Genomic DNA, 12,382 nt, shown 5'->3' with positions numbered 1-12,382 from the left:
AAGGCTCTCCTGGGATTCAGCGTCCCGTTGATCGAAACCATTTTTACGGGAGAAGGCCTGACTTTCAGCAAGAACAATTGCTGATCACAGTGGCGCGACCGTGCCGGAATTTCACCGGCTTCCAAACCCGTAACTTTAACGCCAGCCTATTCAGCCGGCGCTGTTACTGTCAACGAGATGTGATCGATCACACGGGAATGTGTTCGACCTGCCGGAACGAGGCCCTCGTGTCGGTGCTCTATCGGCTTTCCGCCCCGACCGTGTCGTTTCCGTGTGGACGGCCTTGGCGAGCAGGTGCTTATATCGTGGGGTTCAAGGTGCCCTTCAGTCGATTCGGCCGGAGGGATAATTGGGAAGCCGGTGAGATTCCGGCGCTGCCCCCGCAACGGTAGCGAAGCGTGCGTTCCGACAACAGACCACTGGGCAAATGCCTGGGAAGGTGTCGGAACCGGTCCAAAAAGACCCCTTCGGAGCCCGGAAACCAGCCTCGAACAGATTTGAACTCGACTGATCGCGGTGGGCGGTCAAGAGGTAGATGCGGACCGGCCTTAGCGCCGACCGTGGCTTTCCTCCATCACCACCAGGTTCAGTCCTTGCAAAGAAGGACGAACATGGATTCGCACAATGAAATACCCGGGCTCGCGCCCGGCAGACCGCAACGCCCTCGCACGGTGCGTCGCGTCAATGCGACGACGATGCGCGCCGTCTCGCCGCTGCCGCCACCGGAAGAAGTGTTCTCCGACTGGCTGCTGTAGGTGCCGCATGACGCCGATCTGGAGGCCGCGGCCTTGAAAAAGATTGCGCTGATCGACCGCTGCGGCCATCTGCATCCGGACGTCTTGCGGCTGCGCACCTTGCTTGCCGTCGTCGCCGGAACCAGCGCCTGGCCGTCGCGCGTCCGCAATCTCTAAGTGCCGAGGAAAGAAATCATGTCTGCAAAATCTACTCTCACGGCCAAGCGCGGCCTGCTCGAACGTCTCGACGCCGGCGCCGTCATCTGTGCCGAAGGCTATCTGTTCGAACTCGAACGTCGCGGCTATCTGCAGGCCGGCCCGTTCGTACCGGAAGTGGTTCTCGAACATCCGGACGCGGTGACACGTCTGCATGAGGATTTCGTCCATGCCGGCTCGGAGGTTGTCGAAGCCTTCACCTATTACGCTCACCGCCAGAAGCTGAGGGTGATCGGCCGTGAGGATATTCTGGAAAAGATCAACCGTCAGGCGTTGCGCATAGCCAAGGATGTCGCCGACCGCAATGATTGCCTTATGGCTGGCAACATCTGCAACACCAATGCCTATGAAGCCGACGACAGGAAGACCCACGATGCCGTGCGCGCCATGTTCGAGGAGCAGATCGGCTGGGCGGTGGAGGAGGGGGCCGACTTCCTCATCGCCGAGACCATCGACTGGTGCGGCGAGGCCGAGATCGCGCTCGACGTGATGAAGAAAACCGGCCTGCCGACCGTGGTCACGCTCTCCGTCCACCGTGAGGAAAAGATGTTCGACGGCGTCTCGGTCGTCGATGCCTGCAAGCGGCTGGAGGCGGCGGGCGCCGACGTCGTTGGACTGAACTGCCAGCGCGGGCCGAAGACGCTGATGCCGGTGGTGCGCAAAGTGCGTGACGCCATCTCATGCCATGTCGCCGCATTGCCGGTGCCCTACCGCACGACTGACGCGGAACCGACCTTCCAGTCGCTGACCGACCGCGCCTGTTCCTGCATTCCCGGCAACCGGCCGTTCCCGACCGCGCTCGATCTGTTCACCTGCAATCGCTACGAATGCGCCGAATTCGCACGGGAAGCCTTTGATCTCGGGGTCCGTTATATCGGGCTTTGCTGCGGCGCGGCCCCGCATCACATCCGCGCCGTGGCCGAAGCGCTTGGCCGCACCGTACCCGGCAGTCGCTATTCGCCCGACATGTCCAGGCACGCCTTCTTCGGCAGCGATGCGGCGATCCCAGACGCCTACAAGGGGCGGCGCCTCGAGATCTGACACGGACCGGGCCACCATAGACATCCAAATCGCCAGACAGGAATGGGTTATGAACGTGCATCCTCTCCAGCAAACCCATGCCGACGGCGATACGATCGACCGGCTGGTGGCCGCGCACCGGCCAGGCCACGGCCTGATGCGTGCGTTCTACCATGATCGGGCGATCTTCGAGCGCGACATGGAACGCGTCTTTCGCCGCCACTGGCATTGCCTCGCGCATTCCAGCGTCATTCCAAACCCCGGCGATTTCGAGCTGTTCAAACTCGGCGATGAAGCAATCATCCTGACCCGTGGCATGGATGGCGCCATCCATGCCATGCTCAACGTCTGCCGTCATCGCGGCGCCGAGGTCTGCACCAGGCAGAAGGGCAATGCGAAAGCCTTCGTCTGCCCCTATCATGCCTGGACCTATTCCAGTGACGGTTCGCTGCGCGCCGCCCGCCTGATGCCGAAGGATTTCGACCGCGCCGCGCATGGATTGAAGAAGCTGCATGTCCGCCTCGCCGAAGGTCTGGTGTTCATTTCCTTCGCCGAGATGCCACTGGATTTCGATCCGGTCGAACAGTCGCTGCGAACCAGCTGCGGCCAGTATGGTTGGGCTGATGCCAGGGTGGCGCATCGCGAGACCTATCAGGTTGACGCCAACTGGAAGCTCGCCGTCGAGAACTATGTCGAGTGCTATCATTGCGGTCCGGCGCATCCGGAATATTCGCAGACGCATGCGCTGGAAAAGCCGGCAGAAATGATCGAGCAGCTCAACGCCGCAATGGAGCAACGAACCGGCGCGCTCGGCGTCGAGATCGGCAGCGGCGACCACTGGCGGAACTCGGCCGCCGGACAGGAAGCCATCCACACTTTCCGCTATGCGCTCTACGATGGTGTTTCGAGCGGCAGCCAGGACGGCTCGCCGGTGGCACCGCTGATGGGCCGCTTCACCGACTACGATGGTGGCGTCACCTCCATCCATCTCGGCGGCACGAGCTTCCTCGTCTGCTACCCCGACCACGGCATGATCTACCGCTTCATTCCGAAGACGGCTGATACCTGCGAGATGGAACTCATCTGGCTGGTGCGCGGTGACGCGGTCGAGGGCCAGGATTACGATCTGGAGAAGCTGACCTGGCTGTGGAAGGTCACCACCGACGAGGACAAGAAAATCATCGAGCACACCGCGCGCGGCGTGCGATCGCACTATTTCGTACCCGGACCGATCGCGCCGATGGAGTACAACGAGCTGCGCTATATCGGCTGGTATCTCGAGGAGATCAGCCGACCCTGAGCCAGGGCAATTTCCAGGAAAAGTGTGAGGCTTTCCCTTGGGAATTGCGTCAAGACAATGAGATAGCGGAGCCGCCATCGGATGCGCTGGCGGCTCCGCCGGGATCAGGCCGCGGCCCTGAGCTGTCTTGCCGCCTCCACCATGTTGACCAGTGCCGGACGGACCTCGTCCCATCCGCGGGTCTTCAGGCCGCAATCCGGATTGATCCAGAGCTGCCCGTCGGCAAGGCGTTGCCGGGCCAGCGTCATCAGATCGATCATTTCGCCGACCGCCGGAACCCGAGGTGAGTGGATGTCGTAGACGCCCGGGCCGATCTCATTCGGATATTTGTGGGTCCGGAACGCGTCGAGAAGCTCCATTTTCGACCGCGACGTCTCGATCGAGATGACGTCGGCGTCCATCGCGCTGATCGCATCGAGGATGTCGTTGAACTCGGAATAGCACATATGAGTGTGGATCTGCGTGCCGTCTCCAACGCCTGACGATGCCAGGCGGAAGCACTCGACCGCCCAGTCGAGATAGGTCTGCCAGTCGGACTTGCGCAGCGGCAGCCCTTCGCGCAGGGCGGCTTCGTCGATCTGGATCATTGCCGCGCCCGCCGCTTCCAGGTCCACCACTTCGTCGCGGATGGCGAGCGCGATCTGGCGGCAGGCCACGCTGCGTGGGATGTCGTCGCGCACGAAGGACCAGTTGAGGATCGTCACCGGCCCGGTGAGCATGCCCTTGACCGGCCTGTCCGTAAGCGACTGCGCATAGTGCCACCACGAGACCGTCATCGGACGTGGCCGCGACACGTCGCCGAAGATGATCGGCGGCCGGACATAGCGCGAGCCATAGCTCTGCACCCAGGCATGTTTGGTGAAGGCAAAGCCGGCGAGTTGTTCGCCGAAATACTGCACCATGTCGTTGCGCTCGAACTCGCCGTGAACCAGCACGTCGAGGCCGATCTCTTCCTGCCAGCGGATCGCCGTCTCGGTTTCCTTCTTCAGGAAGGCCTCGTAATCGATATAGCTCAACTCGCCCTTGGCATGAGCGGAGCGCGCCTTGCGCACTTGCGGGGTCTGCGGAAACGAGCCGATCGTGGTCGTCGGAAAGTTCGGCAGGCCAAGTTTTCGTGCCTGCAACTCGCGCCGCTCGGCGAACGCGCCCTGCCGGCGCCGCATCGGCTCCGTGACAGCCAGCAGCCGGCCTTCCACCAGCGGATCATGCACCTTGAGCGATGTGGCGCGGGACTGGACGGCCTCGGCCGATGCCTGCAACTCCTTCGCAACCGCGCTCTTGCCTTCGACAAGCGCCTCCGCGAGCAGCGTCAGTTCGTCCATCTTCTGGACCGAGAAAGACAGCCAGGATTTGAGGTCCGCATCGAGCGTGGTCTCCAGCTCCAGATCGATCGGGACATGCAGAAGCGAACAGGAGGGCGCGATCTCGATGCGGTCGAGCGGCCAGCCGGCAACGACCGGGCGGATGCGGTCGAGAATGGCGGGCAGGTCGGCCCGCCAGACGTTGCGGCCGTCGATCAATCCGAGCGAAAGGACCTGGTCCTTTCGCGACAGGCGGGCAACGGGTTCCAACTGCTCCGGCGCCCGCACAAGGTCGATGTGCAGGCCGGCGACAGGCAAGGCCAGCGCCGTTTCCTGATTGTCGCCCAACGCGCCGAAATAGGTTGCCAGCATGATGTCGAGATCGGGAGCCGCCGCCGCGAACGTCTGATATGCCAGTTCGAGACCGATGCGTTCGGCAGCATCGAGGTCGAGCACGAGGCAGGGCTCGTCGATCTGCACCCAGCGGGCACCGGCCTGCGACAATTGCTTGAGAAGCTCGGCGTAAACCGGGAGCAGCCTTGGCAGCAACGCTATCGGGTCGAAAGTGCTGCCGCGCGCTTTGGCCAGCTTGAGAAAGGTGACCGGGCCGAGGATCACCGGGCGCGTACGGATGCCGAGGGCTGCGGCCTCGCGAAACTCGCTGAGCGGCTTGGTCGAACGGAGTTCGAACGTCTGGTCGGCGGACAGTTCGGGAACCATGTAGTGGTAGTTCGTGTCGAACCACTTCGTCATCTCAAGCGCGGCAACGCCGTGGGCGTGACCGCCATGGGCGCAAGCTTCATGGTCGTTGCCCTGATCGCCGCGCGCCATTGCGAAATAGACGTCGAGCGGAACCTCGCCTCCGTTCCAGCCATAGGCTTTCGGAATCGCGCCGACCATGATGGCCGTGTCGAGCACATGATCGTAGAGCGAGAAATCGTTCGAGGGGATTTTCGTGATGCCACGATCGCGCTGTTCGATCCAGTTGGCCTCGCGCAAGCGCTTGGCGGTTTGGAGCAGGTCTTCGGCCGAGCTCTTGCCCGACCAGTAGCTTTCCAACGCGGCCTTGAGCTCGCGATGCCGGCCGATGCGCGGAACACCGAGCGTGGCGGTCGGGACTGAGAAAGTAGACATTGCATACCCCATAAGGTTGGGGGCATGGGTCAAGCGGATGCATGCAGAACCAGCAGCGAAGGCCGCGGCCTGCAGGCTACCACCGGGACACCCCGCCCGTGGACGTTTCAGTTCGTCGGGGCAGGTCTCCTGGCTCACGGGTCGTCGCTTCTGTCCGTCTTCCCAGGCATTTGCCTAGTGACATCCTGGACAGCGGCTCGCCGCTCACAGTTGCGGGGGCAGCTCCGGCATCGCCATGGCACGGGCCATGCTCACCGGATTCCCTCTTAGCTCCGACCTCGATCAGGACCGGAGAACCACGACGCCACCATGTTCCACCAACACAGGCTTCATGTCAAGAAAGATATAAAGAGATGTTTATATCTTTACGTGTTTGTGACGCTATGATCGCTGGCGAATGCCACCAACATCGCCATGGTAATGGCGAGATGCGGTGTGCCAATATCGGCATTTGCACTGGTGGCTGGCCTGTGATCCAAGGCGACGATAAATCCCACGCTTTGCAGTTGGAGCGCTGAATGACCGGATTGACACGCCGCGGGCTCTTGAAAATGGCAGCCGTTGCTGGCGCCGGCGGGGTCGGGCTCTCGGCCATTGGCAGGCTCGGCAGCTGGGCCGCCGCCAGTCCTGAACCGGTGGTGCTGCAGACGGCGAAAATCCAGGCCAGCCTGATGGACGTCGGCCCGACCAACAATGTGCTGACCTATGGCAGCGCCGGAATGCCGCCGGTGCTGAGGATGAAGAAAGGCGAACCGTTCGCCGCGCGCCTGGTCAACGCCATCGACGATCCGACGACCATCCATTGGCATGGCATTCGTCTGCCCAACAAGATGGATGGCGTGCCTTTCCTGGTGCAGCCCTATGTCTACACCGGCGATCATTTCGACTACGCCTTCGCCCCGCCCGACGCCGGCACATTCTGGTATCACCCGCATTGCAACACGCTGGAGCAGATGGGCCACGGCCTGACCGGCGTGATCGTGGTCGAGAATCCGAATGATCCGAAATTCGACGCCGAGTTCGTCCTCAATCTGCGCGACTGGCGTCTTGGCGACGACGGCCAGTTCATCGATCAGTTCCGGCCGCGCGATGCCGCCAGGACCGGCACCTACGGCACGGTGCGCACCGCCAACTGGCTCGACCAGCCGCAATATGACGCGCCGGCCGGCGGGCTGGTGCGCCTGCGGGTTGCGATATCAGACGTTACCCGCATCTACGCCTTTCGGGTCGACGGCGCCGAGGCGATCGTGATGGCGCTGGACGGCAATCCGGTGCCGCAGCGTTTTTCGCCCGATGCCTTGCTGCTGGGGCCGGGCCAGCGCATGGAACTCGCCATCCGCATGCCGGACGAGGAGGGCGCGGTCGTCAGCCTGCGAGACGTCAGGGGCACCAAGCCCAAGGTGCTCACGACCTTGCGTGCGGTCGGCCGTTCGCTGAAGCGCGCCATTGGTGATGTTGCGCCGCTGGAGGTCAATCCGGTGGCGGAAGTGGATCTCACCGCCGCCCAGCATGTTTCGCTGGCGCTGAGCGCCACGGCGGAAAACGTCCCGAGCGACGGCATCTGCGGTTCGCTCGGCTACAGTTTCTGGGCCATCAACAAGGTGCCGTGGCCAGGCGATACATCCGATCCGACCGCGCCGCTGGCCGAGCTGAAGCTCGGCAAGAGCTATGTCATCGACATGGAGAACCTGACGCCGCAGTCGCATCCGATGCACCTGCATGGCATGAGCTTCAAGGTGCTGTCGTCCTCGACACGCCAAGTGCAGCCGCTGATTTCCGACACCTATCTCATCCAGCCCAACGAGAAGGTTCAACTCGGCTTTGTCGCCGACAATCCGGGCGACTGGCTGCTGCACTGCCACATCATCGAGCACCAGAAATCGGGCATGACGAGCTACGTCAGGGTGGCCTGAAGCCGAGCACCGTCGCCGGAGCCGCGTCGTCGGTGATCTACTTGCGCAGTTGCGCCTCGATCTCGTCGAGCACCTTGTCCTTGCCGATGCCGGTGAGGAAGGCGAGGCCCTTGATGACCGGCTTGGTCACCGAAGCCGAGATAGGGGTGGTGGCGACAATGAAGTCGACGCTGTCGGCCAGCCCCGGCACTTCGGTGGCTTTTGCCTGTTGCGCGTTGAAGGTCAGGCCGCGCTGCTTCATGGCCTCGGTGACGGCGACATTGACCGCCGTCGATGTTGCGATGCCCGTGCCGCAGGCAAAGAGAATAGTTTTCTGTCTGGACATCTCTTGCTTCTCCTTGGGTTATCAGCCGAGCACGGCACGTACGTCGTCAAGCGTCCTGGCGGACCTCAAGCCGTCCAATGCCTCTGGATTCTGGATGGTGGCCATGACGGACTGCAGCGCTTCAATCTGCTTGTCCTTGTCATTGATGGCAAGCAGGAAGACGAAGCCGACCGGCAGCTTCTCGTCGGGATCTTCCATGTTGGCGAACGTTACCGGCTTTCTCAGCGTGCCCATCGCGATGCCGGGCTTTAGCACATGCTCGGGATCGGTATGCGGCACCGCGACATTGTCGGCGCGCTCCAGCGGCAGTCCCGTCGGAATGGTCATTTCGCGGCGCACGACCGCGTCGGCATAGGAGCTTTTGACATAGCCAAGGCTCTCGAGCCGGCCGGCCAGGACGCGGATGATCTCCTCGTTGGTCGAGGCATCCGATCCGAGCACGACCGCTTCGGGATCCAGAAGCTGCATGAGGCTGTCGGACATGTTCTGCTCCGTCTATAAAAGTCGTGCGCCCGAGGAGGGCGCACGACCGTTTCAAATTCAAGGCGCGATGGCGCTTAGGCGGTGCCTTCGGCCGGCTCGTCCTCGGCGCCCGCTGCTCGTTCCCAGCCGAGCGGGTTGCGGCGGTAGAGGATGAACAGCGCGGCGATGACGACTGCGATCAGGATGATGCCGAGCAGCCCAAGTCCCTGGATCGCTTCGATGATCACATAGGGAACCCAGAGGAAGCCGTCGACCACCGAGGTGATCTGCAGCGCATCCGCCGGCAGTTTGAAGCCCGATGCGACGGCCGCGCTGGTGAACAGCGGCGCCAGCGCGTTGGCGACGTAGAAGCCGATGGCCAGCGTCACCGTGCCGATCACCACCATGCGGAACACATTGCCTTTGACCAGAGGCGCGGTCATGGCGACGATGAACGGGATGACCGCGAGGTCGGCGAACAGGATGACGCGGTTGCCCGGCAGGATCACCGACAGGATGATCGCGATGGGCACCAGGATCAGCGACGACGAGATCGCGGCCGGATGTCCGATCAGGATCGCCGAGTCGAGGCCGACGAGCAACTCGCGGTCGCCAGTGCGCTTGCGCACGAACTCCTGCGCCGCGTCGGAAACCGGAAGCAGGCCCTCCATCAGGATCTTCACCATGCGCGGCAGGAGCAGCATGACAGCCGCCAGTGTCATGCCGGTGCCCAGTACCTTGGCCAGCACCACGCTGAGATCACCGGCGTTGTAGAAGGCGATGGCGCCGAGCACGAGGCCGATGATCAGGCCGAGCACAACCGGTTCGCCGAACACGCCGAAGCGGCGCTCGATGGTCTCGGTGTTGATGTTGATGCGGTTGATGCCGGGAATGCGGTCCATGATCCAGTTCAGGATGATGGCGATCGGCAGGATCTGCGCCGAGGCGAGATGCGGCACCGAAATGCCGGGCACGCCGTAGAATTGCTGCACCGCGCGCGCCGACCAGTCGGCGAACAGCAGCGACAGGGCCGCGACCAGGGCTGCGATCGCAATGCCGTAGGCCAGATTGTTGGTGGCGGCGACGACGAGCGAGCCGACAAAGGCGAAGTGCCAGAAATTCCAGACGTCGACATTGAGCGTGCGCGTCATGCGCGTCAGCAACAGCACGATATTGACCAGGATGCCGACCGGAATGACCCACAGGCCGACCGATGAGCCGAAGGCGATCGCCGCCGCCGAGGGCCAGCCGACATCGATGATGTCGCGATGGATGCCGGTGTTGGTGACGATGGCCTTGGCGACGTCGCCGATCGACGTGAACATCAGCCCAAGCACAAGGTTGATACCGATGAAGGCGACGCCGATGGTGACGGCGGCACGGAAGGCCTTGCTGACCTTGGCACCCAAGACCACGGCTATGATGAAAATGACGATCGGCAGCAGGATTGTCGCACCGAGCGTGTCGATGGCCCCCTTCAGGCCAGCGAGAACTGTATCCATTCTTCCTCCCCTGGAGCGCGAGCCTACGCCTCGCAATGCTCCTTGATCTCATCCACGCCTTTGCCGCCAGTCTGGCGCAAAGGCACTCCCCAGATTGCCCGCGGCGAATGCCCGTCGACCTATCGGCTCGATGAACATTTGCCTTTGTCAGCAAACGAATGTTTTATTTAGACTGTTCACAACAATGTCAATTGGCAACCCTTTGGGCCAATCGGTCCGGGGAAGGTGCCTTTTTCGGGCATTTTGGGCTCGGAATCGCGGCTTGCGAGCGGTTTCATTGGCACACGCGACCGGTCCCTGCTAATCCGGCCGCAAATCAAGAAGCTGTGGACATCCTGCATGACCAATGTCGCCTTGACCGGCCTTGCCCGCGATCTCGCCCATCGTGCCGATGAGGGCCGCCCGGTGCGCATCGGCGTCATCGGTTCGGGCGAAATGGGCACAGATCTGGTCACGCAAGGCATGCTGATGCCGGGCATTTCGGTCTGCGCCGTCTCCACGCGGCGTCCCCACACCGCGCGCGAGGCCATTCGCATCGCCTATGGCGATGAAGCGATGGCGGTCGAAGCCGACACCGCGTCGAAAGTCACCGGTGCCATCGAGAGCGGCAGGATCGCCATCACCTCCAACGAGATGCTGGTCACCAATCCGCTCATCGACGTCGTCATCGACGCCACCGGCAAGCCGGGCGTCGCCGCCGATTTCGACCTGATGGCGATGGAGCATGGCAAGCATCTGGTGATGATGAATGTCGAGGCCGACGTCACCATCGGCTGTTATCTGAAGCAACAGGCCGACCGGCTTGGCGTGGTCTATTCGGTCGGCGCCGGCGACGAGCCGTCGAGTTGCATGGAGCTGATCGAGTTTGCTTCCGCGCTCGGCCTGACCATCGTCTCGGCCGGCAAGGGCAAGAACAACCCGCTCAATCGTGACGCCGTGCCCGACGATTATCGCGAGGAAGCGATCCGCCGCAACATGAACCCGCGCATGCTGGTCGAGTTCGTCGACGGTTCCAAGACCATGGTCGAGATGTGCGCCATCGCCAACGCCACCGGCCTGGTGCCCGACGTGCCCGGCATGCATGGCCCGAAGGCTGACCGCGACGACCTCGTCAAGGTGCTTATCCCGCGCGAGGATGGCGGGCTGCTCACGAAAAAGGGCGTCGTCGACTACACAATCGGCAAGGGCGTCGCGCCCGGTGTCTTCGTCATCGTCGAGGCGACGCATCCGCGCATCATCGAGCGCATGGACGATTTGCATATCGGCCACGGTCCCTATTACAGCCTGTTCCGGCCCTACCATTTGACATCGCTGGAAGTGCCGCTGACGGCCGCCCGCATCATGCTTTTCGGCAAGCCCGACATGGTGCCGTTGCCAAGGCCCGTCGCCGAAGTCTGCGCCGTCGCCAAGCGGGACCTGGCCGCCGGCGAGATTTTCGATGCGATCGGCGAGACCTGCTATCGCTCCTGGACGATGACGGTCGAGGATGCCCGCGCGCAGCGTGCCCTGCCGGTCGGCCTGCTCGAGGGTGGCAAGGTGCTGAAGCCGGTCAGGAAAGGCGAACTGCTGACCGCCGACAACGCCGCGCCAGACCCCACGACGAGGCTGTTCGCCTTGCGCCGGCTGCAGGACGAGATGCTGTACGGGGCAACCTGAGCTTATTTCCCCAGTTCGATCGACCGCAGCCGCGCCGCCTCAACCGCTTCGGTGAGCAGATTGGTCAGCCGGTCCTCGCCCATCAGCACGCCAAGGGCGGCTGCTGTCGTGCCGTTCGGGCTGGTCACCTGCTGGCGCAGCACGCCCGGTTCCTCCTGGCTTTCGGCGGCGAGTGAGGCGGCGCCATAGACCGTCTGCATCGCGAGCAGCTTGGCGGTTGCCGGCGGCAGGCCCGCCTTCTCCGCGGCCACGGTCAGCGCTTCGATGAAGTGGAAGATATAGGCCGGCCCCGATCCCGACACGGCGGTCACGGCATCCATCAGGCCCTCGTCGTCGATATCAGCCACTTCGCCGCTCGCCGACAGCAGGTCGGCGACGAAACGCTTGGTGTCGTCGGAAACCAGTTGATTGGAGAACACCACCATCATGCCCTTGCCGATCGAAGCAGGCGTGTTGGGCATGCAGCGCACGATCGGCGCGCGGTTTCCCAGGATTTCCTCGAAAGTCGCCACTGGTGTGCCGGCGGCGATGCTGACGAACGTGGTGCGCCCGTCCCCAAAACGCTTGTAGTCGGCGGTGACGTCGCGGATCACTTGCGGCTTCACCGCGATGACGACCAGATCAGGCACCGCGTCGGCTGGAAGAGCGCCGGCATCTCCAGCCGTGCCGCAACCGAGTGCGGCGGCGCGCTGGCGAAGATCGGCGTTGGGCTCGACGACGAAAACCGCTGACGGCGCAAGCTTGCCGGATTTCAGCCAACCCGCGAGCATGGCGTAACCCATATTGCCGCAGCCGGCGAGAACAAGCCTGATCGTCATT

At 63.0% G+C, this 12,382-nt stretch carries 11 protein-coding genes and 3 riboswitches; of the genes, 6 read left to right on the top strand and 5 right to left on the bottom strand.

Annotation, left to right across the window (positions count from 1 at the left end; translation table 11 throughout):
• Positions 1-43 precede the first annotated feature (43 nt).
• A riboswitch (adenosylcobalamin (AdoCbl) riboswitch) is annotated at positions 44-133 on the bottom strand.
• Positions 134-298: 165 nt separating this feature from the next.
• Positions 299-504: riboswitch (cobalamin riboswitch) on the top strand.
• A 107-nt stretch (positions 505-611) separates the two neighbouring features.
• The 4 genes from AC07UC_RS32240 to AC07UC_RS32225 are packed head-to-tail and all read left to right on the top strand — an operon-like array spanning position 612 to position 3,270.
• Entirely contained in the window at positions 612-755 is a 144-nt protein-coding gene (locus AC07UC_RS32240) for a hypothetical protein (protein ID WP_494908701.1), read from the top strand.
• A 33-nt stretch (positions 756-788) separates the two neighbouring features.
• Positions 789-911 (top strand): hypothetical protein, encoded by a 123-nt coding sequence (locus AC07UC_RS32235; protein WP_494908700.1) that lies wholly within the window; start codon positions 789-791, stop codon positions 909-911.
• A gap of 18 nt (positions 912-929) precedes the next feature.
• Positions 930-1,991, top strand: coding sequence for a homocysteine S-methyltransferase family protein (locus AC07UC_RS32230; protein ID WP_494908699.1), 1,062 nt, complete (start codon positions 930-932; stop codon positions 1,989-1,991).
• Between the two features lie 49 nt (positions 1,992-2,040).
• Positions 2,041-3,270 carry an aromatic ring-hydroxylating oxygenase subunit alpha gene (locus AC07UC_RS32225; protein WP_494908698.1) on the top strand — a complete coding sequence of 410 codons (1,230 nt, stop codon included), beginning with the start codon at positions 2,041-2,043 and terminating at the stop codon, positions 3,268-3,270.
• A gap of 104 nt (positions 3,271-3,374) precedes the next feature.
• Here AC07UC_RS32225 and metE read toward each other — a convergent pair whose 3' ends face one another.
• The gene (gene metE, locus AC07UC_RS32220) at positions 3,375-5,705 is read right to left on the bottom strand and encodes a 5-methyltetrahydropteroyltriglutamate--homocysteine S-methyltransferase (RefSeq protein ID WP_494908697.1); all 2,331 of its coding nucleotides are present in this window, start codon (positions 5,703-5,705) and stop codon (positions 3,375-3,377) included.
• 102 nt (positions 5,706-5,807) lie between these two features.
• A riboswitch (cobalamin riboswitch) is annotated at positions 5,808-6,021 on the bottom strand.
• A gap of 202 nt (positions 6,022-6,223) precedes the next feature.
• Between metE and AC07UC_RS32215 the strand changes: the two genes are divergently transcribed.
• Complete coding sequence (locus tag AC07UC_RS32215; RefSeq protein ID WP_494908696.1) at positions 6,224-7,618, top strand: multicopper oxidase family protein; 1,395 nt, start codon at positions 6,224-6,226, stop codon at positions 7,616-7,618.
• A 37-nt stretch (positions 7,619-7,655) separates the two neighbouring features.
• Here AC07UC_RS32215 and AC07UC_RS32210 read toward each other — a convergent pair whose 3' ends face one another.
• The 3 genes from AC07UC_RS32210 to AC07UC_RS32200 form a co-directional block, all read right to left on the bottom strand.
• On the bottom strand, positions 7,656-7,943 hold the full coding sequence (locus AC07UC_RS32210; RefSeq protein WP_140513359.1) for a PTS sugar transporter subunit IIB: 288 nt from the start codon (positions 7,941-7,943) through the stop codon (positions 7,656-7,658).
• 21 nt (positions 7,944-7,964) lie between these two features.
• Positions 7,965-8,426, bottom strand: a complete 462-nt coding sequence (locus AC07UC_RS32205) for a PTS sugar transporter subunit IIA (protein WP_494908695.1) — start codon at positions 8,424-8,426, stop codon at positions 7,965-7,967.
• 74 nt (positions 8,427-8,500) lie between these two features.
• Positions 8,501-9,907 (bottom strand): PTS galactitol transporter subunit IIC, encoded by a 1,407-nt coding sequence (locus AC07UC_RS32200; RefSeq protein WP_140774816.1) that lies wholly within the window; start codon positions 9,905-9,907, stop codon positions 8,501-8,503.
• A gap of 339 nt (positions 9,908-10,246) precedes the next feature.
• Between AC07UC_RS32200 and AC07UC_RS32195 the strand changes: the two genes are divergently transcribed.
• Positions 10,247-11,563 (top strand): NAD(P)H-dependent oxidoreductase, encoded by a 1,317-nt coding sequence (locus AC07UC_RS32195; protein WP_494908694.1) that lies wholly within the window; start codon positions 10,247-10,249, stop codon positions 11,561-11,563.
• A gap of 2 nt (positions 11,564-11,565) precedes the next feature.
• On the opposite strand, the gene proC is transcribed toward AC07UC_RS32195, so the two are convergent.
• Entirely contained in the window at positions 11,566-12,381 is an 816-nt protein-coding gene (gene proC, locus AC07UC_RS32190) for a pyrroline-5-carboxylate reductase (RefSeq protein ID WP_140774818.1), read from the bottom strand.
• Position 12,382 lies beyond the last annotated feature (1 nt).

This window comes from Mesorhizobium sp. GW821-FHT04C10 (assembly GCF_059420305.1).
The sequence above is the reverse complement of the archived record's forward strand: the minus strand, read 5'-3'. Positions and strand labels throughout refer to the sequence as shown.